Raw genomic sequence first — 24,917 nt, forward strand, 5'->3', positions numbered from 1 at the left:
GTTTGTCTCCTTGCCGGTCGGGCCTGGCACTGGTTCGTACACGGGCACGGAGGGTGGGCCCCACCGCAACGGCCATCGTAAGCGAGGACGCGGTCGCGTCGGGAGGTCCGTACCATCCGCGGGGCACGAGTGCCCGGAATGAGAACGTGCGGAGGGTGCCGAAGGTGCCGCCACCGGCGGCCCCTCTTCCCGAAATCTGTTCGCCGCGTGGCTTCGCGGGCAGCAGAATCCGCGCATGGACCCGATCGACTTGACCACCGAGCGCCTGGTGCTGCGCCCCCTCGCCCCCTCCGACACCGACGAGGTGTACGCGGCGTGCCAGGACCTGGGCATCCAGCGCTGGATCCCCGTGCCCCTCCCGTACGGGCGCTCGGACGCCGAGGCCTTCACGGCCCGGTCCCCGGGCGGGTGGCAGGACGGCTCGGAGTACAACATCGCGGTCCGGCTCGGCGCCGACGGCCCGCTCGTCGCCTGCATGGGCGTCGTCCCGGACGGCGCGCACGCGCACGAGGTCGGCTACTGGACCGTCCCCGGGCACCGCGGCCGCGGCTACATGACCGAGGCCCTGCCCGCCGTGGTGCGCTGGGCCTTCACCGAACTCGGCTGCGTACGGATGGTCTGGCGCGCCGGGGTCGGCAACGACGCCTCCCGCACGGTCGCCGAGAAGGCCGGCTTCACCATCGAGGGCGTCCAGCGCGCGGCCATGGAGCACCGCGGGACCCTGCGGGACTGCTGGATCGGCGCCATGCTCCCCTCGGACCTCGGCCTCCCCTCCCGTCTCCCGTACCTGCCCGCACCCGCCGACGAACGGGCCCGGCGTCCTCGGGCGGCCCTCGCGTCCGCGCCCGGCCCCGTTGTCAGAGGGGCGGTCTAGGGTGCCGTCATGACGACCGCCACGCCCGGGCCCAGGCCGACCGCCTCCCTGTCCGCCGACGATGCCCGCCGCATCGCGCTGCGCGCGCAGGGGTTCATCGGAACCCCCGACCGCCGCGGCGGGGTACGCGGAATCCTGCGCCACCTGGGCGCCGTCCAGCTGGACACCATCTCCGTACTGGCCCGCTCCCACGAGCTCATCCCGTACGCGCGCCTGGGCGCGGTCGGCCGGGCCGGCGTCGAGGCGGCGTACTGGTCGGACCAGCACGCCTTCGAGTACTGGTCGCACGCGGCCTGCATCCTGCCCATCGAGGAGTGGCCGCACTTCGCCTTCCGCCGCCGGGCCCGCAAGGCCCGCGGCCACCGCTGGCACGTCCTGGAGGACAAGGACCGCTCGACGAAGACCGTCCTGGACCGCCTGGCTGCCGAGGGGCCGCTCACCTCCACCGAGCTGGGCGGCGCCAAGAACGGCGGCGAGTGGTTCGAATGGTCCGAGACGAAGATCGCGGTGGAGTGGCTGCTCGACATCGGCGAGGTCGTCTGCACCGAGCGGCGGGGCTGGAAGCGGGTCTACGACCTGCCCGGACGGGCGGTCCCCGACGAGCTGCTCCACGACGACCTGGACGACCGCGAGTGCGTGCGCCGCCTGGTGGACCTGGCCGGCCGGAGCCTGGGCGTGGGCACCCGGTCGGACATCGCGGACTACCACCGCCTGACCGGCTCGCAGTTCGATGCGGTGATCGCCGACTCGGGCCTGGTCCCGGTGGAGGTGGAGGGCTGGGGGAAGCCCGCCTGGGCCGACCCGGCGGCCCTGGCCACCGCGCCGCGCGGCCGCCACCGCACCACCCTGCTCTCCCCCTTCGACTCCCTGGTCTGGGAGCGTCCGCGCACCGAGCGGATCTTCGGCTTCACGCACCGCCTGGAGGCGTACGTCCCCAAGCCCCGGCGGATCCACGGGTACTTCGCGATGCCGCTGCTGGCCGGCGGGCACCTCCAGGGCCGCGTCGACCCGGGCCGCGAGGGCACGACCCTGGTGGCCCGCCAGCTCTCCCTGACCACCCCGAAGGCGGCGGGCGCGATGGCGCGGGCCCTGCGCGAGGCGGCGGAGTGGGTCGGCTGCGACGCGGTCCGCGTCGAGCGGGCCGCCTCCCCCGCGGAATGGGCGGCGGTGACCTCGGAGCTGGCCGCCCTCTGACGGGCGGGGCCCGGGCCGAAGCACTGCGCGGTGCGGTGCGGTGCGGCGCGGTGCGGTGCGGTGCGGTGCGGGACCCGCCCTAGCGGATCTCGAGGATCTTCTCCCGCATCGCGTACACCACCGCCTCCATCCTGGAGTGCAGTTGCAGCTTCTCCAGGATGTTGCGCACGTGGTTCTTCACGGTGTTCTCGGAGATGAACAGCTCCTTGGCGATGTCGCGGTTGTTCATCCCCGTGGCCACCAGCTTGAGGACCTCCAGCTCCCGGTCCGTGAGCCTGGGCGCCGGCACCAGCCGCCGCTCGTCCGTCCGCTGGATCATCGACTTGAACTCCGTCAGGAGCTTCGACGCCATCGACGGGCTGATCTGCGACTGCCCGTCCGCCACCGCCCGGATCGCCGTGGCGACCTCGTCCGTGGAGATCTCCTTCAGGAGGTACCCCGTGGCACCCGCCTTGATCGCGTCGTAGAGGTCCGCCTCCTCGTCGCTGATCGTCAGCATGATGATCTTCGCGGAGGGCGCCACCTCCTTGATCGAGGTGCACGCCTCGATCCCGCCGCGCCTGGGCATCCGCACGTCCATCAGCACGATGTCCGGCAGCAGGTCCGCCGCCTTGTCGACGGCCTCCGCACCGTCCCCGGCCTCGCCGACGACCTGGATGTCCTCCTCCTGCGCGAGGACGATCTCCAGTCCGCGCCGGAACAGCGCGTGGTCGTCGACCACGAGCACCCGGATCGGCTCTGCGGCCCGTCCTTCCTCACGGCAGCCCGCACCGTCGTCCTCGCGCACCGGCCCGAAGCTGTCCGCCATCGTTCCTCCCCCTGCACCGCATGTGCTGAGCTGCTGGGTCAATCCGACGGGAGCGGCCGACGGCTGACTGCCCGACATGATTCCATGCCCGCGCGACGATTCGGGGGTCGGTGAATACCGGCCGACGGTTACCGGCCATCGCGTCGTACGGGTGCCCCCGCGCCCGCCGAAGCGAACGCGGGGGCACCGCACGGACATCCGGTAGGGCGCGGCGTCAGCCGCCGAGCGCGCCTCCCGCTCCCGCGCCGTCGAGCTCGTTCGAGCCGGAGGCGTCCGGGTTCAGGTGAATCACGCCGTAGTCGTAGCCGTGGCGCCGGTAGACGACGCTCGGCATCTTGGTGTCGGAATCGACGAACAGGTAGAAGTCGTGGCCGACCAGTTCCATCTCGTAGAGGGCCTGGTCGAGCGACATGGGTGCGGCCGAGTGGGTCTTCTCGCGGACGATGAGCGGGCCTTCGCCCTGCACTTCGAGCGATCCGATCCGGGTGGTCGGGACCGCGTCCGTCTTCTCGCCGTTGACCGGCTCGCCGTTGCCGTTCAGGGTCGCGGCGTCCGGAACCGCGTCGGCGACCTCGGCCGCCGAGAGCCGTCCGCTGCCGCGCCGGGTGTGGCGCTTGTCGTGCTGCTTGCGCAGCCGGGCCTCCAGCTTGTCCTGAGCGAGGTCGAGCGCCGCGTACGGGTCGGCGGCGGCGGCCTCGGCCCGGATCACCGGGCCCCGCGAACGCAGGGTGATCTCCACGCGGTCGGAACGGTCGGCCTGGCGCGGGTTGTGCTCCTTGGACACCTCGACGTCCAAGCTGATCACCTTGGCGTCGAGCCTCTGGATCCGCTCCGGATTCAGCTTCTCGGCCACGTGCTTGCGGAACCGGTCGGGCACCTCGGTCTTACGGCCCTTGACGACGATGTCCACGCAGAACTCCGTTCCCGGATAGCCACGCCCAGGGGCGAAGCGTCTCCCTTTCGCACCAGACTCCGGTGAACACCGGAGCCTCGGACTTGGCGACTTTCACCTCCTCCTCCCCCATCGGCAAGATCAACACCCCACCGACTTCGGAGTCGAGAGACAGCCTCTGACACGAAGATTCCGAAACGTACGAACGCTCGGAACATGCGATCCGATGCGTGGGGCCCAAGGCTCGCCAGTTCCTTACAACCGAACATATCCCTCTATGGCGGTTGTCGGCACCCGCTACCGGAACGTACCTCCGTTCAGGTGGCTGTTCCCTCTTACTACCTGCAACGATGCGCCTTCCCCGCCAGTTCCAAATCTATTCACAAGTTTTTTGCCCCGTACGCGTTGCGGACCGGATCCGCCCGGATCGGACCGGTCCCGTCCGGGCGCGCCGGGACGGCCGAAGGAACCGGCCGTGGCGGCCACCACGGCCGCCCCGCACACGGGTCCGGCCCCGGCCGCGCGCAGCGCCCGCGCGGCCTCCGCCAGCGTGGCCCCGGTGGTCACGAGATCGTCCACGAGCACGATCCGGGCCGCCCCGGCCGTCACCCGCACGGCGTCCGGCCCGGCCTCCATGGCCCCCGCGAGGTTCTCCCGGCGCTCCGGCGCCCCCAGGCCCGCCTGGTCGGCCACCGCCCGCCGCAGCCGCAGTACGGGCGCCACGCGCGCGGGCACACCGGCCCGCCGCAGCCGCGCCGAGGCGGCCAGCGCGATCCTGCGCGCCGGATCGTGTCCGCGCGCCCGGACCCGGTGGCGCGCGGAGGGCGCGGCGACCAGGACCACCTCCCCCGACTCCCCCCCCACATCGAACGTCCCCCCGCCGCCATGCGGCCCCTCCACGCCCCGGCCCCGCTGAGCCCCACCGCCGCCGGCGGGGCCCCGAGGGGCGGGGCGGGCGGCGGAGGGGACCTGCTGGGTGATGCAGTGGACGCCGCCACCGCCGTACGCGATCACGCGCGAGCGGACCCCGACGACCTTGCGGCCGGGCAGCGCGGCCGCGATGACGGCGAGCGCGCCCTCGTCCTCGGAGGTGCCGGCGACCGGGACGACGACCCCGCCGTTGGCGATGTAGAAGTTCAGGTAGCCGACCTCGGTCTCCCGGCCGTCGACCTCGACGAACGCGCTCTGCGGCAGGTCGATGATCTCGAACGGTCGCCCGGCGGCGTCGGTGGCCGCCTCCAGGACGGCGCGGTTCGCGCGCATGCGCTCGTGGTCCGGATGTTCGGGGTCGCCCGGCAGGGTCACGATCACCTTGCCGGGGGCGACGAAGGCGCAGACGCCGTCCACGTGCCCGTCGGTCTCGGTGTCCAGCAGGCCGCCGTACGGCAGCCAGATCACCTTGGTGACACCGAGGCGGGCGATCAGCTCGGCCTCGATCTCCGCCTTGGTCATGTCCGGGTTGCGGTTCGGGTGCAGGAGGCACTGCTCGGTGGTGATCAGCGTGCCCTCGCCGTCGACGGTGATCGCGCCGCCCTCGAGGATCATCCGGGAGTCGATCCGGTCCACGCCGAAGTGCTGCAGCAGGGCCGCGGCGATCTTGTCGTCGGTGTCGTAGGGGAAGTGCTTGCCGCCCCAGGCGTTGAAGCGGAAGTCCACGCCGGCCCGCTGCCCGTCGGGACCGAGGACGAAGATCGGCCCGGAGTCCCGGAACCAGGAGTCGTCCAGCGGAAGCTCGATCACCTCGACGCCGTCCCCGCACAGCGCGCGGGCCTCGTCCCCGCTGCCGGGCAGGGCCACCATGGTGACCGGCTCGAACGCGGCGATCGCGGCCGCGACCTGGGCGTACTCGGCCTTGACCTCGTCGAAGACTTCGCCCCACAGCTCCTGGCGGGTGGGCCACGCCATCAGACAGCCTTCGTGGTCGGTCCACTCGGCGGGCATCCGGAACGTCGTCATGATCTCTCCTGTTTGAAAATTCAGTCAGTATTCGTGTCGAGGGTGTGGGCTCGTCACGGGCGATGGGGTGTGGTGGTTGCCCGAATCCTCCACCGAACTGAAAATTCAGTCAATGGTTCTGGCCAAGCTGATGCGGAATCGGACACACCGGGTGTCAGGCGGGAGGAACCACACCCCTGCTCCGGGGGCAGGCGGGGCAAGGGGGTGCATCGATATGGCCCTGATCACGGCATTGCTACCGGAAGCAGCGGCCCTGATGTTACGGTCAGGAAAAGCCCCAGGTGACGGACCCGACGGGTAGAGTGACTCCTCGTGTCAGACCGTCGAACAGAAATACTCAGGGCCGCCACGCGCGTCATCGCGCGCCGCGGCGTGCGCGGGCTCCGCGTGGGAGAGCTGGCAGCCGAGGCCGGCGTGTCCACCTCGCTGATCTACTACCACTTCACCGACCGCGCCGGGATCCTCCGCCGGACGCTGGAGTTCATCAGCGACCGCGCCGAGCGCTACACCGCCGAGCGCGAGGCCGGCGCGGACGGCGGCGAGAGCCCCCGCGACGAACTGACGCAGGTCCTGCTCCTCGAGCTCCAGGACACCCCGGAGGTCCGCGAGAACAGCACGGCCTGGGGCGAGCTCCGGGCCAGCGCCGTCTTCGATCCGGACCTGCGCGAGGAGGTGGCGAAAGCCACCCACAGCTGGGTGCACGAGATCTCCTACCTCCTGGCCCAGGCCAGGCCCGTCGGCACGGCCCCCGAGCACGCGGCCGCCGCCGAGCGCCTGACGGCCCTCCTCGAGGGCCTCAGCGTCCGCTGGCTCAGCGGCTCGCTGCCCCTGGAGCACGCACGCCGTCTCCTCTCCGACGCGATCACGGCAGAACTGGACGCCTAGGCCGTCTCTTTCGGATCTTGTCGGCCGAGCCCGCGGCGTCTGGTGCCGTGCCTGGCAAGGCGGAGGGGCGCTGCGTGTACTGGACGTACTCGGGCGTTCCGACAACGCGGCCAGGCGCGGTGCCAGGCGCCGCGGGCCCGGCAAGATCCGAAAGAGACGGCCTAGAGGAAGTAGAGGCGGCCGAGCGAGATGGAGTCGGCCGGTTCCGAGACCAGGGGCTCGCCGTCCAGGGACACCAGGCCGGTGCCGGGGTGCACGTCGACGCTGCCGGTACGGGAGTTGCGGAGCATGTCCTTCGGCCCGATGCCCCGGGTCCCGCGGACCGCGACGCGGCGGCGCCGGGTGGGCATCAGGTCGCCGTTCTGCACGGCGGCCTCCGCGACGAACGCCACCGATATGTCGGCCGCGGTCGCCCCGTACGAGCCGAACTGCGGCCCGAGGACCAGCGGTTCGCAGCGGTCGGTGGAGGCGTTCGGATCGCCGGTGACCCCGTACGCCGGGAAGCCGCCCTTGAGGACCAACTGCGGCTTGGCGCCGAAGTACTGGGGCCACCACAGCACGAGGTCGGCGAGCTTGCCGACCTCGATCGAGCCGACCTCGTGCGCGAGGCCGTGGGCGATCGCCGGGTTGATGGTGAGCTTGGCCATGTAGCGCAGGACGCGCTCGTTGTCGTCGCCGCTCTCGGCGGTGCCGTAGGACCCTTCGCCGTCCAGCGGGCCGAGCTCGGTCTTCATCTTCCCGGCCATCGCGAAGGTGCGGCGTACGGTCTCGCCCGCGCGGCCCATGCCCTGCGCGTCGGAGGAGGTGATCCCGATGACCCCGAGGTCGTGCAGGAGGTCCTCGGCGCCCATGGTGCCCGCGCGGATCCGGTCGCGGGCCATGGCGGCGTCACCGGGCAGGTCGACCTTCAGGTCGTGCGCCGAGACGATCATGCCGAAGTGCTCGCCGAGCGCGTCCCGGCCGAAGGGCAGGGTGGGGTTGGTGGAGGAGCCGATCACGTTCGGCACGCCGGCCATCTTCAGGACGTTGGGGACGTGTCCGCCGCCGCAGCCCTCGATGTGGAAGGCGTGGATGGTGCGGCCGTCCAGCACCCGCAGGGTGTCCTCGACGGACAGGCACTCGTTCAACCCGTCCGTGTGCAGGGCGACTTGCACGTCGTGTTCCTCGGCCACGCGCAGGGCGGTGTCCAGGGCGCGGGTGTGGGCGCCCATGTCCTCGTGGACCTTGAAGCCGCTCGCACCGCCCTCGGCGAGGGCCTCGACGAGCGGAGCCGGGTCGGAGGACGAACCGCGGGCGAGGAAGCCGATGTTGACGGGCCAGGCGTCGAAGGCGTTGAAGGCGTGCTTGAGCGCCCACGGGGAGTTGACTCCGACGCCCCATACCGGGCCGAACTCCTGGCCGATGATCGTGGTGACCCCGGACGCGAGCGAGGCCTCCATGATGCGGGGGGACAGCAGGTGCACGTGGGTGTCGACGGCGCCGGCGGTGACGATCATGCCCTCGCCCGAGACGATGGTCGTACCCGTGCCGACGACCACCTCCACCCCGTCGAGGGTGTCGGGGTTCCCGGCGCGGCCGATCGCGTGGATGCGGCCCTCGCGGATGCCGATGCTGGTCTTGCGGATGCCGAGCACCGCGTCGATGACCAGTGCGTTGCTGATCACGATGTCGCAGGTGTCGCGGACGGCGGCGGCCTTCAGGTGCAGTCCGTCGCGGGCGGTCTTGCCGAAGCCGGCGAGGAACTCGTCGCCGGGCTTCTGGGAATCGGACTCGACGCGGACGATGAGCCCGGAGTCGCCGAGCCGGATGCGGTCCCCGGCGCGGGGGCCGTGCACCGCCATGTAGTCGTACGGGTCCGTGCTGTCCGCCGGAGCGCCGCCCGGGCGGCCGTGACAGCCCGCGGAGTCGAAGATGCTGCCGCTCATGCCTGTTCCTGCTCCTGCTCCTGGTATGCGGTGAGGTACCCCGTGGCGCGGGCCTTGGCCAGGGCGGCCTCCCGGGCGCCGGGCGCGTCCAGGGGGCCGTCGACGAGGCCGGCGAAACCGATGGTGACGCGCGCCCCGCCGATGGGCAGCAGCTCCACGGCGACGGAGGACCCGGCGTCGAACCGGACCGAGGCGCCCGCCGGCGCGGCGAGCCGGGTGCCGTAGGCCGCGGCGCGGTCGAAGGCGAGGCGCGGGTTCGCCTCGAAGAAGTGGAAGTGCGAGGTGACGCTGATGGGCACGCTCGCGGTGTTGCGCACGAGCAGCCGCACCGTCGGCTCGACCCGCTGATAGCCCGCGCCGTCCCCGGGCAGGCCGGCGCCGGGGGCGTCGGGCCCGAGCGAACCCGCCTCCCGGAAGGGGTCGTCGATGACGCAGAGCCGCGTACCGTCGTCGAAGACTGCCTCGACCTGGATCGAGGTGACCACGTCGGGCACCCCGGGCAGGACCTCGTCCGCGCTCAGCACGTGTCGCCCCGCTTCGATCGCCTCGGCCAGCCGGCGGCCGTCCCGGGCCGCCTCGCAAACGGTGTCGGTGATCAGCGCGGTCGCCTCGGGGACGTTGAGCTTCACGCCGCGGGCCCGGCGGGCACGGGCCAGTTCCGCCGCCGTGAAGATCAGCAGCCGGTCCCGCTCGGTCGGTGTCAGTCGCATACGGCCTCATCTGTGAAGGGGGGCGGGGCGGAGCGGCTCCGGCCGGGGCGGCCTGCGGCCGCCTGCCGGTCACAGCACTAGGCGAGCGGTTCCTGCATCGTGGAGCAGTGGATGCCGCCGCCCCCGGCCATCAGCCGGTCGACGTCCAGCTGCACCACGGTCCGGCCGGGGAAGGCCTCCGCCAGGGTCCGCTTGGCCGCCGCGTCCTTCACGGCGTCCCCGAACTGGGCGGTGATGACAGCCCCGTTGACCACGTGGAAGTTCATGTACGAGTCGACGAAATCGGACTTCTTCGAGCGCACGGTGTCGGGGCCCTCGACCTTGACGACCGTCAGGCGCCGCCCCCGGGCGTCCGTGGCACCGGAGAGGATCGAGAACTGCTCGCGGGCGTCGCGCGCCCAGACGTCGTCGCGGTCCGCCGGCGGCACCTGCACCATCACGACACCCGGCCGGATGAAGCGCGAGGTCACGTCGATGTGGTCGTCGGTGATGTCCTTGCCCTTGATGCCGGGCACCCAGATCATCTTGTCCGCGCCGTACGCCCGCAGGACGGCGTCCTCGACCTCGGCCCGGCTCATCCCGCGGTTGCGGTTCTTGTTGACCAGGCTGCTCTCCGTGGCCATCACCGTGCCGTCGCCGTCGGTCTCGATCGCCCCGCCCTCGCCGACGAACTCGGTCCGGCTGAAGGGGAGATGGTTGTCGTACGCGATGGTCTCGGCGACATCGGCGTCGTAGGAGTGGGCCTGCTTGTTGCCCCAGCCGTTGAAGTTCAGGCCGATGGCGTCGAGTCCGCCGCGGCCGTCCCGGCGGAAGACCGGGGCGATGTCGCGCATCCAGAGGTCGTCGGTGGGAACCGAGGTGATCACGGTGACCGCGGGGCCGCACCAGGAGCGGGCGGTGGCGGCCGTGTAGGAGTCCGGCGCGCACATCACGACGGGCTCGTGGCGGGCGATCGTCTTCGCGATCAGCGCGATGTCCTCCTGGACCCCGGTCAGTGCGCGGCCGCCCCAGATGGACGAGCGCGAGGGCCAGGACATCCAGGTGCGGGCGTGGGGGACGTCGTCCCGGTCCACCCGCCAGCGCGGGACCGCAGGGTTCACGGGCCGGGGCACCGCCGCGGCCGCGGAGCCCAGCACGGCTCCCGCCGCCCCGAGGCCGACGGTCCCCAGGACGCGCCTGCGGGAGGGTGCGGAGCCGAAGAGCCGGCCGAGGACGGTGCGGCCGGTTCCGGGGGACTCGCTCATGGGTGTGTCTCCCTATCGAGTGGGATCAAGTGGGTGTGCCGGTTCCGGCGATGACCCGACTCTGTCACTGACTGAAAATTCAGTCAAGATCTGAGACGTGCGCGGCCCCGGAGAGCCGATGGGACGGCAGGGGCAGCGGGCGTGGAGGGGGTGGCGAAGTGTGGAGGGGGGTGCGCACCGGTTCCTGGGGCTGGGCGGGGCCGGGGGAGGGCGCGGCCCCGGCGAGCTCGCCCGGGCTGCCGGGCATCAGGAACGGCCGCCCGTCCGTCCCGGGCGGCGGGGGCGCGAAGAACCCGGCCTGCGGGACCTCGACGGCGGCGGCCGCCGCCTCCTCCTCCCACTTCGGGACGGACAGCGGCTCGGGCTCCCACAGCTCGGCCCGGGGGTCCTCGGTGGAGGTGTACTCGACGGAGGACTGCGTCATCCGCATGTAGGCCTCCTCCAGCGAGGCCCGGTGCGGCGACAGCTCCCACAGCCGTACGCCGGCGGCGTGCGCGAGGTCCGAGATCCGGGCCAGCTCCAGCCCGGTCACCCGCAGCGCCCCGTCGGGCTCCTTGAGCACCCGGCCCCCCGCCCTGCTGAGGACGGAGCCCAGGGTGTCCCAGCCGTCGGGGTCGGTGTCGGCCGTGCGGACCCGCGCGAATCCGGCCGAGTTGTGCGTGATGAAGTCCGCGGTGCTCATGTCGGCCAGCAGCCGGCCCCGGCCGATCACGATCAGGTGGTCGGCGGTCAGCGCCATCTCGCTCATCAGGTGCGAGGAGACGAAGACGGTGCGGCCCTCGGCGGCGAGCCGGCGCATCAGGTTGCGGACCCAGAGGATGCCCTCGGGGTCGAGCCCGTTGACCGGCTCGTCGAAGAGCACCACCTGCGGGTCTCCGAGCAGGGCGGTCGCGATGCCCAGCCGCTGGCCCATGCCGAGCGAGAAGCCCTTCGTGCGCTGCCGGGCGACGTCCTGGAGGCCCACGACGCCCAGGACCTCATCGACCCGCTTCTCGGGGATCCCGGAGAGCTGGGCGATGGACAGGAGGTGGGTGCGGGCCCGGCGGCCGCCGTGCACGGCCTTGGCGTCGAGCAGGGCGCCGACGTGCCGCTGGGCGTTGGCCAGCTCACGGAAGGGCAGGCCGTTGATGGTGACCCGGCCGGAGGTGGGGCGGTCCAGGCCGAGGACCAGGCGCATGGTGGTGGACTTCCCGGAGCCGTTGGGCCCCAGGAATCCCGTCACGTGACCGGGCCTGACCTGGAAGGACAGGTCGTCGACGGCGGTCTTCGCGCCGAAGCGCTTGGTCAGCCCGACTGCCTCGATCATGTGCTCTGCCCCTTGCCAGGCCGGGGCGAGTTTCGCCCCTGTAAGGGTTAAGAGGATAACGAGGTTCCTACGGTTCCGTCCCGGGCCTGATCCCTGAGCTGCCCCTGAGATCGACCCGGGCATTCCCCGTAGTACCTCAGGCGTCCCTCTTCCTGAGGACGAGGTAGCCGCCGAGAACGGCCGCCAGCACCCACAGGGCCATGATCCCGAAGCCGCCCCAGGGTCCGTAGGGCACCTTCTCGCTGCCCATCGCCCCCGGGATCACCTGCATGACCTTGGATCCGGCCTGGTCGGGGAAGTACTGGGCGACCTTCCGGGTCGCCGGCACCGCTCCGAGGATGTTCGAGACCAGGAGGAAGAACGGCATCAGGATGCCCAGCGAGAGCATCGAGCTGCGCAGCATGGTGGCCACGCCCATGGAGAACAGCGCGAGCATCCCCATGTACAGCCCGGCGCCGAAGACGGCGCGCAGGACGTTCGGCTCGCTGATGGCGATGCTCCGGTCGCCCAGGATCGCCTGTCCGAGGAAGAAGGACGCGAAGCTGGTGATCAGGCCCACGGCCAGCGCGAGCCCGGTGGCGACGAGCAGCTTTCCGGCCAGGAAGGACCCGCGCCGCGGTACCGCGGCCAGGGAGGTGCGGATCATGCCCGAGCTGTACTCGGTGCCCACGACGAGCACACCGAAGACGATCATCGCGAGCTGGCCCAGGGACATGCCCGCGAAGCTGGCCAGGGTCGGGTCGAAGGTGGCCTGCTCCTGCGGGGGCATGTCCTCGAAGGACGAGTTGATGAAGACGCAGATCAAGGAGCTGATGCCGACCGTGACGAGGGCGGCGGCGGCCAGGGTCCAGAGGGTGGAGGCGACGGAGCGGATCTTGGTCCACTCGGACTGCAGGACGGCGGGGAAGGAGGACATGGTCACTCGCCGCCCTTGTGCTTCGCGTCGAAACCGGCGCCCCAGGCGGGCACGTCGGCCGGCCGGGCCGGGTTGTCGGGAGCCATGCCCGGTGCGTGGGCGTGGTACTCGACGGAGTCCGCCGTCATGCGCATGAACGCTTCCTCCAGTGAAGCCCGTTGCGGGCTGAGTTCGTGCAGCACGATCTGGTGCTGGGCGGCCAGCTCGCCGAGCCGCTCCGCGCCCGCGCCGTCGATCTCCAGCGCGCCGGTGGCCGGGACGCTGATCGCGTCGATCCCGGCGTCGTGCAGGACGTCCTTCAGCCGTTCCTGCTGCGGCGAGCGCATGCGGACGTAACTGCGGGAGTTCTGCTGGATGAAATCGGCCATGGACAGGTCGGCCAGCAGCTTTCCTTGTCCGATGACCACCAAATGCTCTGCGGTCAGCGCCATTTCGCTCATCAGGTGAGAGGAAACGAAGATCGTCCTTCCCTCTGCCGCGAGCCCCTTCATGAGATTGCGGATCCAGAGAATTCCCTCCGGGTCCAGACCATTGACGGGTTCGTCGAACATCAGGATCTCCGGGTCACCGAGCAGCGCGGAGGCGATTCCGAGCCGCTGGCCCATGCCCAGCGAAAATCCTTTCGACTTCTTGTGCGCCACGGCCGTCAGGCCGACCAGGTCGAGCACCTCGGAGACCCGGCTGCGCGGAATCCGGTTCGACTGCGCAAGACAGAGAAGGTTGTTGTACGCGCTGCGGCCGCCGTTCATCGCCTTCGCGTCCAGCAGTGCCCCGATGTACTTCAGTGGCTCCGGCAGGTCCCGGTAGTGCTTCCCGTCGATCCTGACCGTCCCGCTGGTCGGGTTGTCGAGGTCGAGCATCATGCGCATGGTCGTGGACTTGCCCGCCCCGTTGGGGCCGAGGAAGCCGGTCACCACCCCCGGTCTGACCTGGAAGCTGAGGTGGTCCACGGCGGTCTTCGCGCCGAATCGTTTCGTAAGGCCCTCAAGCTCGATCATTCCGCCACGCTAGAACGCCGAAGGGCCCCACGCCACCTCTTGGAGGTGGCGCGGGGCCCCGGGTGTCGAAGCGGAGTACTGCCCTCCGCGACTAGCGGCTCTGCTGCGCGGGAACGCCGCGGGTGACCGGCTCGTCGTCGATCGGCGCGGAGGCGGCCGCGACCGCGGCACCCGTCAGCGTCGCCAGCATCTCGCGGACGTTGGTGAGCTGCGCGTTGATCGAGTCGCGGCGGTTGGTGAGCGCCGCCAGCTCGCGCTCGGACTCGCTGCGGATCCGGTCGGCCTTCGCGTTGGCGTCGGCCACGATGTCCTCGGCCTGGCGCTGCGCGGTCTCCACGGTCTGGCGGGCGCGGCGCTCGGCGTCCGTACGGAGCTTCTCGGCCTCCAGGCGCAGCTGCTCCGCGCGGTGCTCGATCTCCGCCAAGCGCTTCTCGGCCTTGGCCTGGCGGCCCGCCAGGTCGCGCTCGGACTGCTCGCGGCGCTTGGCCAGGTTGGTCTCGAAGTCCGCGGCGGCCTGGGCGGCCTTGGCGCGGGTCTCCTCGAAGAGCGCGTCGGCCTCCTCGCGCTTGGAGGCCGCGTCCTTCTGGGCCTCGTTGCGCAGGGTGGAGGCGTCGCCCTTGGCCTTCTCGACGATCCGGACGCCCTCGTCCTCGGCGGTCGACTTCCGGTCGGCGGCGAACGACTCGGCGTCGTTGCGCACCTGCTGGGCGGCCGACTCGGCGAGCTCGCGGTGCTGCTCGGCCGCGCGACGGGCCTCCTCGCGCAGGTCCTTCGCCTCCTCCTCGGCCAGGCGCAGGATCTTCTCGACCCGGGCGCCGAGGCCGGCGTACGACGGCTCGGCGTCGTTCACCTGGGCCTGGGCGTTCTGCGTCTCGAGGTGCAACTCCTCGATCCGCTTTTCCAGAGAGTTGATTCGTCCGAGGGCGCTGTCACGGTCGGAGACCAGCTTGGTGATGCGGTCGTCCACCTGACCGCGGTCGTAACCACGCCGCACGAGCTCGAAGCCGAAGGGGGAGGAAGTGTCGCTCATGGGGTTCCTGTCGAATGAGACCGATGAGGTACTACGCGAGGTGTTAGGTGTTAAGGGGAATCCTAGGCGCCAGGACGGCGTGTCATCGAGTCAATCCACGTTTGATCTGGACAATGACACCCCTTTTGAGTGGCAAGGCGCCAGAACGCTTGTCACTCGTTCGCCTGAACCTCCATCAGGAGCACACATCCAGGCGCACTGACTAGCCCTCTGACGTCTTGCCACCCGAACGAGTGGAACCCGCTGTCGCACCGGCCTTCACGCCCCCCGCGCCCTGGCCGCCGACCCCGGGCTTCGTGCCACCCGAAGGCGCCTCGAATGATTCCAACGCCTCAAGAACGTCCTGGACACGGGAGATCTCCGCCTGAATGTCCTCACGGCGCCGCACCAGGACTTCGAGCTCGCGCCGGCCCCCGTCGACGAGCCGCTCGGCCTCCGCGGTCGCCTCCGCGAGGCGGCCTTCGGCCACCCGCACCAGCTCGGCCTTCTTCTGCTCGGCCTCCTTGAGCAGCGCCTCCGCCTTGCGCACCGCGGCGATGCGGACCTTGCTCGCCTCGCTGCTCGCGTCCGACACCAGCTCCTTGGCCTTCGCCTCGGCCTCGACGCTCTGCTCGGTCGCCGCCCGCACCAGCTTGTCCACGCGCTCGCCGGCCGACTTCATCTGCTCGGCCGACTCCCGGCGGGCCCGCTCGTGCAGCTCCTCGACCTCCGCCTCGACGCGGCCGCGCAGCTCCTCCGCCCGCTCCCTTATGGCCGACGCGTCGGTGCGCGCCCCCACCAGCAGCTCGTCGGCGTCCGTACGGGCCTTCTCCACCAGGGAGTTGCCCTCGACGGTCGCCTCGGACGTGATCCGCGCGGCTTCCTTGCGCGCCGCGTCGACCATCGCGTCCGCCTGCTCCTCGGCCGCCGTGGTGGCGGCCAGGGCCTGCTTCTGCGCGTCCCCGGTCAGCTTCTCGGCCTCCGAGGAAGCCTCCGTGATGAGCCGGTCGACCTGCGTCGCGGCCTCGCTGCGGCGCTTGTTGGCCTCCTCGCGGGCCTCGTCCAGCAGCCGCTCCGACTCCGCGCGGGCCTCGGCCCGTACGCGCTCCGCCTCGGTGGCGGCCTCCGCCTTGACCCGCTCGGCCCCGGACCGGGTGCGGGTGGCGTGCTCCTGCGCCGAGGACAGTGCCTCGGACGCCTCGGCGCGCAGCCGCTCGGCCTCGTTCGCCGCTTCCGCGACCGTGCGCTCGTTGTCCTTGCGCGTCTGCTCGGTGAGCCGGTCCGTCTCCGCGACGGCCTCCCCGACCAGGTGGTCGGCCTGCTCGGCGGCCTCGGTGCGGATCCGGCCCGCCTCGGCGCGCGCCTCGTCCAGCGTCCGCTCGGACTCCCGCTCGGCGCCCGCCAGCGTCTCGTTGGCCGCGACCGTGACCCGGTCCGCCTCCGCGGTGGCCTCGCCGATGATCCGGCCGCCCTCCGCGCGGGCGTCGTCCAGCACGCCCGCCGCCTCGGCACGCAGCCGGCCCGCTTCCGCCAACGCCTCGCCGACGGTCGCCTCGTTGGCCGCGCGGGTCTCGTCGACCAGCCGGTCGCCCTCGGTCCGCGCGTCGACCAGGATCCCCGTCGCGTCCCGCTCGGCCCCGGCCAGCGTCTGCGCCGCCTGGGCCGTGAGCCGCTCCGCCTCGGCGCGGGCCGTGTCCAGCACGGCCGCCGCCTCGGTGCGCAGGCCCTCGGCCGCGGTCTCGGCCGCGCCGACGGTCAGCGCGTTCGCCGCGCGGGTCTCCTCGGTGTGCCGCTCGGCTTCCGCGGTGGCCTCGGAGACCAGCCGGTCGGCCTGCTCCGCCGCCTCCGTGCGCAGCCGGTTCGCCTCCGACCGGGCCTCGTCCAACGTGCCCGCCGCCTCGGCGCGGGCCGCCTCGGAGGCGGCCTCGGCCTCGGCCGTGAGGCGCGCAGCCTCCTGCTCGGCCGCGGCGACGGTCAGCGCGTTCGCCGCGCGGGTCTCCTCGGTGTGCCGTTCGGCCTCCGCCGTCGCCTCCGCGACGATCCGGCCGCCCTCGGCGCGCGCGGCCTCCAGGGCCTCCGCCGCCTCGCCGCGGATCCGGTTCGCGTCCTCCCGGGCGTCCGCCTTCGTACGGGCGGCGTCGCGCTCGGAGGCGGCCAGCGCGTCCGTGGCCTCCGTACGCACCCGCTGCGCGTACTCCGCGGTGTCGGTGCGCAACTGCTCGGACTCGGCGATCGCGTCGCCGACCGTCCGCTCGGCCAGGGCCTTCGCCGCGTCCGTCTCGGTGCGCGCCTCGCCGCGGATCCGGTTCGCGTCCTCGGTGGCCCGCTCCCGCTCCGCGTACGCGTCGGCGCGCACCCGGTCGGCCTCTTCCCCGGCCTCCGTCTTCGTACGGTCGGCCGCGTGCTCGGCCGCGCTGCGCAGCCCCGCGACCTCTTCCTCGGCCTGCTCGTGCAGCCCGGCCACGGAGTCGTGCACCTGCTGGGCGGTGGCCTCGGCGGCCGCGACCACCTCGGACGCGCGCCGCTCGGCCTCCTCGGTGAGCCAGACCGCCTCGGCCTGGGCCTCCTCGGAGCGCTTGCGCGCCTGGGCGAGGAGCTCCTCGCTCTCCTCCCGGGCCTGCGCCCGCTCGCTCTCCGCGTCCGTGCGCGCCGAGGCCAGGGTCTCCTCGGACTCCCGGCGCCGCCGCGCGGCCTCCTCCTGGGCGGCGGCCAGCGCTTCCGCGGCCTCCTGCCCGACCCGCTCGGCGGCGGCCTTGGCCTCCGCGCGCAGCCGGTCGGCGGTCTCCTGCGCCTCCGTGCGCAGCCGCTCCGCCTCGGCCTCGGCCTCGCCGGTCAGCCGCACCGCGGCCTGCTCGGCCTCGGCGCGGGCCCGGCCGGCGTCCTGCGCCGCGTCCGTGCGCAGCTGGTCGGCTTCCGCCTCCGACTGCGCCTGCAGGGCGCGGATCCGCTCCGCGGACTCCGCGCGCAGCCGGTCGCTCTCCTCGGTGGTCTCCCTGCGGATGTTCTCCGCGGCCGCCCGGGCGTCGCGCAGGGTCTGCTCGGCCGTCGTGAGGCGGCCCTCGGCATCCGTGTGCAGGCGGACGAGCTCTTCGTCGGCCTCGGCCCGCTTCGCGGCCAGCGCCTGCTCGGTCTCCTGGCGCCGCACGGCCGCCGCGGCGTCCGCCTCGGCCCGGACCGACTCGGCCTGCTCCTCGGCCTCCGCGCGCAGCCGCTCGGCTTCGGCGCGGGTCCGCTCCAGGGTCTCCTCGGCCTGCTTGCGCAGCGTGGTGGCCCGCTCGACGGCCTCGCCGCGGACCCGCTCGCTCTCGGTGTTCGCGCTGCCGCGCACCTCGTCGGCGTCGGCCCGGGCCTTGCCCAGCAGCTCCTCGGCGGTGCGGGCCGCCTCCTCGATCTGGTGGACCGCCTCGCGGCGGGCCTCGCCGCGGATCCGCTCGCCCTCGGCGACGGCCTCCGCGCGCAGCTGCTCGGCCTCGCCGCGCAGCCGGCGGGCCTCTTCCTGGAGTTCGACCGTACGGGCCCGGTACTCCTCCGTGTCGTCCTTCGCGGCGCCCTTGAGCTCATCGGCCGTGGCCGCGGCCTGGGCACCCAGCCGCTCGGCCTCCGCCTCGGCCTCGCCGCGGATCCGCTCGGCCTCCTCGGACGCCGCCCGGGTGGTGGCGCGGGCGTCCTCCGAGGCCTTGTTCAGGACTTCCTCGGCGGTGCGGGCGGCCTTCGCCAGCTGGGCCGCCGTGTCCTCGGCAGCCGCCGTACGGGCCTGCTCGCCGGCCTCGGTGCGCAGCCGCTCCGCGGATCCGCGGGCATCGGCCAGCAACTGCTCGGCCTCGGCCTTGAGGACCTCGGCCTCCTTGGTGGCCTGGCCGACGAGCCGGGCCACCTGCTCCTTGGCCGTGCGGGTGCGCTGCTCGTTGACGGATTCCGCGGAGGCGAGCTGCCGTGCGGCGCTCTCCTTGGACTCGGCCAGCAGCTTCTCCGCGGCCGCGCGGGCCTCGCGCAGGGCCGCGTCGGCCTCCTGGGTGCGCTGTTCGGCGACCCGGCCCAGGTCCATCGTCTGCTGCCGGGTCTGCTCGGCCTCGGCGGACGTGGTGGAGCGCAGCCGCTCCGCGTGCTCGGTGGCCTCCTGGGCCTGCGCGGAGGCGGCGGTCAGCAGCCGCTCGGCCTCCTTGCGGGCGCGCAGCAGGGTGGACTCGGCCTCGGCGCGCGTCGCCTCGTTCTCGGCGGCGAGCCGGCGGGTGGCCTCGGAGGCGACCCGGGCGGCCTCGGCGCGGGCGGCGTTCAGGGTCTGCTCGGCCTCGGCGCGGGACTCGTCCATGAGCCGGCGGGCCTGCGACTCGGTGCGGGCGCGCAACTGCTCGGCCCAGGCCACGTTCTCGTTGACGTGGGCTTCCACCGTCTGGCGGCGCTCGCCCAGCTCCTGGTCCAGGCGCTGGCGGCGGTTGACGGCCTCGGCGTGCAGTTCGGCCTGCAGGCGCGCCTGGTGCTCGGCGTGCTCCTGGAGGATGCGCTGGGTCTGCGCCCGTACGTCGCGCAGCTCGCGCTCGGCGTCGGAACGCATCTGGTCGGCCTGGATCTGGGCATTGCGGAGCAGCTGCTCCGCCTGGTAGCCCATGTCCGCGCCGTCGTAGGCGGGGCGGGACGCCAGGTTGCGGCGTACCTCGTGGAGCTTGGCGCGCAGCACTTCGACCTGGTACCCCAGGTCATCGGCGTGCTGGACGGCCTTCCCGCGTTCCTTCTTCAGCCGCTCCATCTCGGCTTCGAAGAGCGAGAGATGGTCGGCCTCGGCCTGATGGCTCTCCTGGCTTTCGTAGCCCCGCACAGCGCGGTCCCATCCGTCCCCTGGTCGCAAGCTCACTCCCAAATGAGCATCGTCCGCCCGCTGAACGACGCCCCCGGGGAATGGTGTCAGATGGCGGGGCTGGGGATACAGGCCCCGACCCCGTCTCCGCACCGAACCCCGGCCGAGCCAGAGCCACTCTACCGGCCGGGGAAACGGGACATCAGTGGTCGGGGTTGCTCGTGACCAGTTCGGTCAGGACTCCGTGGCAGTCCTTGGGGTGCAGGAAGGTGATCTGAGACCCCATCGAACCCGTGCGGGGCTGGTCGTAGAGGACCCGGACGCCCTTGCCGCGGATGGCCTCCGAGTCGCCCTGGACGTCCTCGGTGCCGAAGGCGATGTGGTGGACGCCCTCGCCGTTCTTGGCCAGCCACTTGCCGACCGCGGAGTCCTCGCGGGTGGGCTCGAGGAGCTGGAGGTAGGAGGCGCCGCCGTCGGAGGTCTCGTTGATCTTGAGCATGGCCTCGCGGACGCCCTGCTCCTCGTTGACCTCGGAGTGGAACACCTCGAACCCGTAGGTGGCACGGTAGAACTCAACCGTCTTGTCCAGGTCGAAGCAGGCGATCCCGATGTGGTCGATTCTTGTCAGCATGGACACAGTGCAGCGCTCCGGAGGTGGTTACGCAACGTGCGCGCGATCACACTGACGGGCCGATGACGGCACGGGTACCGCTCAGTACATTCGGGTAAACCCTCGTTCACTCCTCATCTTCAAGGGGCTGTGCTCCATGTCCGGAACGAACAACACCACGTCAGTGATCGTCGCCGGGGCCCGCACGCCCATGGGACGGCTGCTGGGCTCGCTGAAGTCCTTCTCGGGCGCCGACCTCGGCGGCTTCGCCATCAAGTCCGCGCTGGAGCGGGCCGGGATCTCCGGCGACCAGGTCCAGTACGTGATCATGGGCCAGGTGCTCCAGGCCGGCGCGGGACAGATCCCCGCCCGCCAGGCCGCCGTCAAGGCCGGCATCCCGATGAACGTGCCCGCGCTCACCATCAACAAGGTGTGCCTGTCGGGCCTCGACGCCATCGCCCTGGCCGACCAGCTCATCCGCGCCGGCGAGTTCGACATCGTGGTCGCGGGCGGCCAGGAGTCCATGACCAACGCCCCGCACCTGCTGCCGAAGTCCCGCGAGGGCTTCAAGTACGGCGCCATCGAGATGCTCGACGCGATGGCCTACGACGGCCTCACCGACGCCTTCGAGAACATCCCGATGGGCCTGTCCACCGAGACGCACAACACCCGCCTGGGCATCGAGCGGGCCCCGCAGGACGCGTTCGCGGCCACCTCCCACCAGCGGGCCGCCGCCGCGCAGAAGAACGGCGTCTTCGAGGCCGAGATCACCCCGGTCGAGATCCCGCAGCGCAAGGGCGAGCCCGTGGTGTTCTCGCAGGACGAGGGCATCCGTGCCGAGACGACGGTGGAGTCCCTCGGCAAGCTGCGTCCGGCCTTCGCCAAGGACGGCACCATCACCGCCGGCACCTCCTCGCAGATCAGCGACGGCGCGGCCGCCGTGGTCGTGATGAGCAAGGCCAAGGCCGAGGAGCTGGGCCTGGAGTGGCTCGCCGAGATCGGCGCCCACGGCAACGTGGCCGGCCCGGACAACTCGCTCCAGTCGCAGCCGTCCAACGCGATCCTGCACGCCCTGAAGAAGGAGGGCCTGGGCGTCGAGGACCTGGACCTGATCGAGATCAACGAGGCCTTCGCGGCGGTCGCCGTGCAGTCAATGAAGGACCTCGGCGTGACCCCGGAAAAGGTGAACGTCAACGGCGGCGCCATCGCCCTGGGCCACCCGATCGGCATGTCCGGCGCCCGCGTGGTGCTGCACCTGGCGCTGGAGCTCAAGCGCCGCGGCGGCGGGGTCGGCGCGGCCGCGCTGTGCGGCGGCGGCGGGCAGGGCGACGCCCTGATCGTCCGCGTCCCCTAGTGGACGGGCGGCCGGACGGCCGGCCGCCCGACCGCACCCGTACCCGTACGAGACCCGCGGGACCCGCGGGACCCGCGAGAACGAAGGAGCGCAGCACGTATGACGGCGGTGGACGTCCCCCAGCTGGTGGCCCAGGCCCGTGAGGGCAGGCCGCGAGCGGTCGCCCGGCTGATCTCGCTGGTCGAGGGGGCGTCCCCGCAGCTGCGCGAGGTGATGGCGGCGCTGGCGCCGCTCACGGGCAACGCGTACGTGGTGGGCCTCACGGGCTCCCCGGGCGTCGGCAAGTCCACGACCACCTCGGCGCTGGTGTCCGCCTACCGGCAGGCCGGCAAGCGGGTCGGCGTGCTCGCCGTCGACCCGTCCTCGCCGTTCAGCGGGGGCGCGCTGCTCGGCGACCGGGTGCGGATGTCCGACCATGCCTCCGACCCGGGGGTGTACATCCGCTCCATGGCCACCCGCGGGCACCTGGGCGGCCTGGCCTGGGCCGCCCCGCAGGCGATCCGGGTGCTGGACGCGGCCGGCTGCGAGGTGATCCTGGTCGAAACGGTCGGGGTCGGGCAGTCGGAGGTGGAGATCGCCGCGCAGGCCGACACCTCGGTGGTGATGCTGGCCCCCGGGATGGGCGACGGGATCCAGGCCGCGAAGGCGGGCATCCTGGAGATCGGCGACGTCTACGTGGTGAACAAGGCCGACCGGGACGGCGCGGACGCCACCGCCCGGGAGCTGAACCACATGCTGAGCCTGGGGGAGTCCCGGGGCAAGGGCGACTGGCGGCCGCCGATCGTGAAGACGGTCGCGGCCCGGGGCACGGGCATCGACGAGCTGGTCGAGGCGCTGGAGAAGCACCGGGCGTGGATGGACGAGCGCGGGGTGCTGGCGGAGCGCCGCACGGCCCGGGCGGCGCGCGAGGTCGAGACGATCACGATCACCGCTCTGCGGGCGCGGCTGGCGGACCTGCGCGGCGACGCCCACCTCGACGCCCTGGCGGCGCGGGTCGCGGCGGGCGAGCTCGATCCGTACGCGGCCTCGGACGCGCTGCTCGCGACCCTGACGGAACCGGCGGAACCGGATGCGGAGCCCGCGGGCCGGTCATAGACTGGCGAACGCCCGGAATGCCCCGACGCAGGGAGGTTTCATGGCGAAGCGCGGCAACAAGAAGCGAGCCCGCAAGAAGAAGAAGGCCAACCACGGAAAGCGTCCCAACGCCTGACCGTGAGGACTGACCACACACGGAAGCCGCACCCCGTCCGCGGGGTGCGGCTTCCGTGTGCGGGGCTCAGCGGGGCTCAGTTGTTCCCGTCGTTGTCGTTCTCGTCGCTGTTGTCGTCCGAGTCGGACTGGGTCGCGGTGGCCTTGCCCGAGGTCGGGTCCACGTGCACGTTCTGCGTCCCGGAGGCGGTCTTGACCTCGACGTTCCAGTAGCGCTCGGTGCCGCTGCCGTTGTTGTCGTCGTCGTCCCAGCTCACCGACCAGACGGTGCCCGCGTGGGCCGCGAGGGCGGCCTTCATGGCCTCCTGGGCGGTGAACTTCGCGGCGATCAGGGCGGCGTCCTCGGCGCCGTCGTCATCGTTCTGGTCGGTGTTCTCGACGGTGACCGTGCCGCTGGGTTCGTCGACGAGCAGCTCCGTGTTGCTGCCGTCCTTGCCGATCACGTTCACGTGCCAGACCGAGCCGTCCTTGTCGAGGGACTCGATGACTCCGGGATGGCTCTTGAGGGCCGCTGTGGCGGCCCCGTCGGCATCGACCGCGGCGCGCAGGAGCGCGGAGACGGAGACGGCACCAGCTCCGGTGGTGGACGCGACGGCGGCCGCCACCGGCCCCGCCACCAGCAGGACCGCGGCGGCCGCGGCCGCCGAGACGTACAGGGTGCGCTTCATGGCTTGACCTCCTCAGGCCGGCCATGGCGCTTACGGTTGCTCGGCGGCGGCCGGCGAGCGAGCGTTACCGCCCATTCTCCGGCCTCCGGCCGAGGACCGCGCCCCGGGCCCGTCCGGGCCCGTCCGGGCCCGGGTTCGGGCCCCGGGTCAGGCCCCGGGTTCGGGCCCCGGGTCAGGCCCCGGGTTCGGGCCCCTGGTTCAGGCTCCCGGTCAGGCCTTGCCGCGGCCCGCGCGCAGATGGTCCGCGACCGGGCCGAGCGCGGCGCGCAGGGCCGCGATGGCGTCCGGCGGGAGCAGGTCGATGAAGTGCCGGCGCACGGACGCCACGTGGTGCGGGGCGACCTTGCGCATCATCTCCATGCCCTCGGGGGTGAGGACGGCGTAGAGCCCCCGGCGGTCGGACTCGCAGTTCATGCGCCGGACCAGGCCCGCGGATTCCATGCGGGTGATCTGGTGGGAGAGCCTGCTCTTGGACTGCAGGGTCGACGTCGCGAGGTCGCTCATCCGCATCCGGTGGTCCTCGGACTCGGAGAGGTTCACGAGGATCTCGTAGTCGTTGTTGGTGAGCCCGAAGGGCTGGAGATCCTTCTCCAGCTGGTGCATCAGCAGTCTGCTGACGTCCAGGTGGGTGCGCCAGGCGCACTGTTCGGCGTCGTTCAGCCAGCTCGTGGCCGTCTCGGTCTCGATGGTCTCCATGAAAGAACTCTACCTAAGAAGTTGAATTGCGTACAAAGCTACGAGCGGCCTGGCACGGGAGGGGCCCCTAGAGGCCGAAGCGGCGCTGGAGATCACCCAGCTGCCCCGGCATCCGCGGAACGCCCAGCTGCCCGAGCGGACCCTGGCCGGCCCCCGGGACGCCCTGGGCGTTGCCCGTGGCCGCTCCGGCGCCCACGGCCCCGACCGCCTGCTCCGCCATCAGCATCTCCGAGGACTGCAGCAGCACGGTCCCGGCCCCGACGAACTCGAACTGGTGCTCCTCGCCCGAGGAGCCCCCGATGCCCGTCAGCGAGCGCAGGCCCCCGATCACGCCCGCCATGTACCCGTGGTCGTAGTGGTGGCAGGGGGAGGGGCAGTCCGCCCACCCCACCAACGCCTGCGGGTCCACGCGCAGCGGCGGCTCCATGAACACCACCGGCCCGTTCGAAGCCGCCACGAACTTCCCGGTCCCGATCAGGGTGAGGAAGCCCGGCACGATCGACTGCTTGAGCGCGAGCGTGGGCTCGTAGGCGAGCAGGTTGCCCGACCTGATGGTCAGGTTCCCCTTGTCCAGGTCGTACGAGTTCACGTCGAAGGCCCGGTCGGCGAGCAGCATCTTGCCCTGGCCCTCGGCGACCACCCAGTCGCTCGCGTGCAGCGGCGAGTGGAAGCTGGTGCGCAGCAGCCGGTCGAAGCGGCCGTGGCCGATGCCGTTGAACTCGATGCGCCCGTAGTAGGCGATCATCTTGCCCTTCTGCAGGAACCACTGGCTCCCCTTGAGCTCCACGCAGAAGGTGTAGGCGTTGACGTTGTCGTCGGACGGCAGGGTGTACGGGTCGAAGACCGTCGGGGCTCCCGGCCCGGCGGTCAC

20 protein-coding genes are annotated in these 24,917 nt (G+C 72.1%); 5 read left to right on the forward strand and 15 right to left on the reverse strand.

Annotated features, from left to right (window positions below; translation table 11 throughout):
• The first annotated feature begins 235 nt into the window (after window positions 1–235).
• Both DRB96_RS22105 and DRB96_RS22110 read left to right on the forward strand, forming a co-directional pair.
• On the forward strand, window positions 236–874 hold the full coding sequence (locus DRB96_RS22105; RefSeq protein WP_112450016.1) for a GNAT family protein: 639 nt from the start codon (window positions 236–238) through the stop codon (window positions 872–874).
• Between the two features lie 9 nt (window positions 875–883).
• Window positions 884–2,068, forward strand: coding sequence for a crosslink repair DNA glycosylase YcaQ family protein (locus DRB96_RS22110; RefSeq protein ID WP_112450017.1), 1,185 nt, complete (start codon window positions 884–886; stop codon window positions 2,066–2,068).
• A 79-nt stretch (window positions 2,069–2,147) separates the two neighbouring features.
• Here DRB96_RS22110 and DRB96_RS22115 read toward each other — a convergent pair whose 3' ends face one another.
• The 3 genes from DRB96_RS22115 to DRB96_RS44800 form a co-directional block, all read right to left on the reverse strand.
• Window positions 2,148–2,876 carry a response regulator transcription factor gene (locus tag DRB96_RS22115; protein ID WP_112450018.1) on the reverse strand — a complete coding sequence of 243 codons (729 nt, stop codon included), beginning with the start codon at window positions 2,874–2,876 and terminating at the stop codon, window positions 2,148–2,150.
• A gap of 214 nt (window positions 2,877–3,090) precedes the next feature.
• Window positions 3,091–3,786 (reverse strand): ribosome-associated translation inhibitor RaiA, encoded by a 696-nt coding sequence (gene raiA / locus DRB96_RS22120; protein WP_112450019.1) that lies wholly within the window; start codon window positions 3,784–3,786, stop codon window positions 3,091–3,093.
• A 279-nt stretch (window positions 3,787–4,065) separates the two neighbouring features.
• Window positions 4,066–5,724: an agmatine deiminase family protein gene (locus DRB96_RS44800; protein WP_239517753.1), complete on the reverse strand. Its 1,659-nt coding sequence runs from the start codon at window positions 5,722–5,724 to the stop codon at window positions 4,066–4,068.
• 312 nt (window positions 5,725–6,036) lie between these two features.
• Between DRB96_RS44800 and DRB96_RS22135 the strand changes: the two genes are divergently transcribed.
• Window positions 6,037–6,609, forward strand: coding sequence for a TetR family transcriptional regulator C-terminal domain-containing protein (locus DRB96_RS22135; protein WP_112450020.1), 573 nt, complete (start codon window positions 6,037–6,039; stop codon window positions 6,607–6,609).
• A 161-nt stretch (window positions 6,610–6,770) separates the two neighbouring features.
• Here the strand turns inward: DRB96_RS22135 and DRB96_RS22140 are convergent, their stop codons facing one another.
• The 9 genes from DRB96_RS22140 to mce form a co-directional block, all read right to left on the reverse strand.
• Window positions 6,771–8,450, reverse strand: coding sequence for an urease subunit alpha (locus DRB96_RS22140; protein ID WP_239516920.1), 1,680 nt, complete (start codon window positions 8,448–8,450; stop codon window positions 6,771–6,773).
• Window positions 8,451–8,530: 80 nt separating this feature from the next.
• Window positions 8,531–9,244 carry an urease subunit gamma gene (locus DRB96_RS22145; RefSeq protein WP_112450022.1) on the reverse strand — a complete coding sequence of 238 codons (714 nt, stop codon included), beginning with the start codon at window positions 9,242–9,244 and terminating at the stop codon, window positions 8,531–8,533.
• Window positions 9,245–9,321: 77 nt separating this feature from the next.
• Complete coding sequence (locus tag DRB96_RS22150; RefSeq protein WP_112450023.1) at window positions 9,322–10,488, reverse strand: agmatine deiminase family protein; 1,167 nt, start codon at window positions 10,486–10,488, stop codon at window positions 9,322–9,324.
• A gap of 79 nt (window positions 10,489–10,567) precedes the next feature.
• On the reverse strand, window positions 10,568–11,794 hold the full coding sequence (locus DRB96_RS22155; protein ID WP_112450024.1) for an ABC transporter ATP-binding protein: 1,227 nt from the start codon (window positions 11,792–11,794) through the stop codon (window positions 10,568–10,570).
• A 136-nt stretch (window positions 11,795–11,930) separates the two neighbouring features.
• Window positions 11,931–12,710 (reverse strand): ABC transporter permease, encoded by a 780-nt coding sequence (locus DRB96_RS22160; protein WP_112450025.1) that lies wholly within the window; start codon window positions 12,708–12,710, stop codon window positions 11,931–11,933.
• A 2-nt stretch (window positions 12,711–12,712) separates the two neighbouring features.
• Entirely contained in the window at window positions 12,713–13,708 is a 996-nt protein-coding gene (locus tag DRB96_RS22165) for an ABC transporter ATP-binding protein (protein WP_112450026.1), read from the reverse strand.
• Between the two features lie 91 nt (window positions 13,709–13,799).
• Window positions 13,800–14,738: a cellulose-binding protein gene (locus DRB96_RS22170; protein ID WP_112450027.1), complete on the reverse strand. Its 939-nt coding sequence runs from the start codon at window positions 14,736–14,738 to the stop codon at window positions 13,800–13,802.
• A 202-nt stretch (window positions 14,739–14,940) separates the two neighbouring features.
• Entirely contained in the window at window positions 14,941–19,530 is a 4,590-nt protein-coding gene (scy, locus tag DRB96_RS22175) for a polarized growth protein Scy (protein WP_204357788.1), read from the reverse strand.
• Between the two features lie 181 nt (window positions 19,531–19,711).
• On the reverse strand, window positions 19,712–20,140 hold the full coding sequence (gene mce / locus DRB96_RS22180) for a methylmalonyl-CoA epimerase (RefSeq protein ID WP_112453635.1): 429 nt from the start codon (window positions 20,138–20,140) through the stop codon (window positions 19,712–19,714).
• A 136-nt stretch (window positions 20,141–20,276) separates the two neighbouring features.
• On the opposite strand from mce, the gene DRB96_RS22185 reads away from it, so the two are divergent.
• Together DRB96_RS22185 and meaB are read left to right on the forward strand one after the other, a co-directional pair.
• On the forward strand, window positions 20,277–21,473 hold the full coding sequence (locus DRB96_RS22185; protein ID WP_112450028.1) for an acetyl-CoA C-acetyltransferase: 1,197 nt from the start codon (window positions 20,277–20,279) through the stop codon (window positions 21,471–21,473).
• A 99-nt stretch (window positions 21,474–21,572) separates the two neighbouring features.
• Window positions 21,573–22,568 carry a methylmalonyl Co-A mutase-associated GTPase MeaB gene (gene meaB / locus DRB96_RS22190; protein ID WP_112450029.1) on the forward strand — a complete coding sequence of 332 codons (996 nt, stop codon included), beginning with the start codon at window positions 21,573–21,575 and terminating at the stop codon, window positions 22,566–22,568.
• Window positions 22,569–22,759: 191 nt separating this feature from the next.
• Here the strand turns inward: meaB and DRB96_RS22200 are convergent, their stop codons facing one another.
• The 3 genes from DRB96_RS22200 to DRB96_RS22210 all read right to left on the reverse strand — a co-directional run bounded on the left by DRB96_RS22200 (window position 22,760) and on the right by DRB96_RS22210 (window position 24,917).
• Window positions 22,760–23,350, reverse strand: coding sequence for a PepSY domain-containing protein (locus DRB96_RS22200; RefSeq protein ID WP_112450030.1), 591 nt, complete (start codon window positions 23,348–23,350; stop codon window positions 22,760–22,762).
• Between the two features lie 210 nt (window positions 23,351–23,560).
• The gene (locus DRB96_RS22205) at window positions 23,561–24,037 is read right to left on the reverse strand and encodes a MarR family transcriptional regulator (RefSeq protein ID WP_112453636.1); all 477 of its coding nucleotides are present in this window, start codon (window positions 24,035–24,037) and stop codon (window positions 23,561–23,563) included.
• Between the two features lie 76 nt (window positions 24,038–24,113).
• On the reverse strand, window positions 24,114–24,917 hold the full coding sequence (locus tag DRB96_RS22210; protein ID WP_112450031.1) for an AIM24 family protein: 804 nt from the start codon (window positions 24,915–24,917) through the stop codon (window positions 24,114–24,116).

Origin of the sequence: Streptomyces sp. ICC1 (genome assembly GCF_003287935.1) — a bacterium.
In the GTDB taxonomy this organism is placed as follows: Bacteria; Actinomycetota; Actinomycetes; order Streptomycetales; family Streptomycetaceae; genus Streptomyces; species Streptomyces tritrimontium.

Coding starts and splice junctions, on each gene's coding strand:
- DRB96_RS22105 (WP_112450016.1), top strand. CDS start 236: ATGGACCCGATCGACTTGACCACCGAGCGCCTGGTGCTGCGCCCCCTC.
- DRB96_RS22110 (WP_112450017.1), top strand. CDS start 884: ATGACGACCGCCACGCCCGGGCCCAGGCCGACCGCCTCCCTGTCCGCC.
- DRB96_RS22115 (WP_112450018.1), bottom strand. CDS start 2,876: ATGGCGGACAGCTTCGGGCCGGTGCGCGAGGACGACGGTGCGGGCTGC.
- DRB96_RS44800 (WP_239517753.1), bottom strand. CDS start 5,724: ATGACGACGTTCCGGATGCCCGCCGAGTGGACCGACCACGAAGGCTGT.
- DRB96_RS22140 (WP_239516920.1), bottom strand. CDS start 8,450: ATGGCGGTGCACGGCCCCCGCGCCGGGGACCGCATCCGGCTCGGCGAC.
- DRB96_RS22145 (WP_112450022.1), bottom strand. CDS start 9,244: ATGCGACTGACACCGACCGAGCGGGACCGGCTGCTGATCTTCACGGCG.
- DRB96_RS22150 (WP_112450023.1), bottom strand. CDS start 10,488: ATGAGCGAGTCCCCCGGAACCGGCCGCACCGTCCTCGGCCGGCTCTTC.
- DRB96_RS22155 (WP_112450024.1), bottom strand. CDS start 11,794: ATGATCGAGGCAGTCGGGCTGACCAAGCGCTTCGGCGCGAAGACCGCC.
- DRB96_RS22160 (WP_112450025.1), bottom strand. CDS start 12,710: ATGTCCTCCTTCCCCGCCGTCCTGCAGTCCGAGTGGACCAAGATCCGC.
- DRB96_RS22165 (WP_112450026.1), bottom strand. CDS start 13,708: ATGATCGAGCTTGAGGGCCTTACGAAACGATTCGGCGCGAAGACCGCC.
- DRB96_RS22170 (WP_112450027.1), bottom strand. CDS start 14,738: ATGAGCGACACTTCCTCCCCCTTCGGCTTCGAGCTCGTGCGGCGTGGT.
- mce (WP_112453635.1), bottom strand. CDS start 20,140: ATGCTGACAAGAATCGACCACATCGGGATCGCCTGCTTCGACCTGGAC.
- DRB96_RS22185 (WP_112450028.1), top strand. CDS start 20,277: ATGTCCGGAACGAACAACACCACGTCAGTGATCGTCGCCGGGGCCCGC.
- meaB (WP_112450029.1), top strand. CDS start 21,573: ATGACGGCGGTGGACGTCCCCCAGCTGGTGGCCCAGGCCCGTGAGGGC.
- DRB96_RS22200 (WP_112450030.1), bottom strand. CDS start 23,350: ATGAAGCGCACCCTGTACGTCTCGGCGGCCGCGGCCGCCGCGGTCCTG.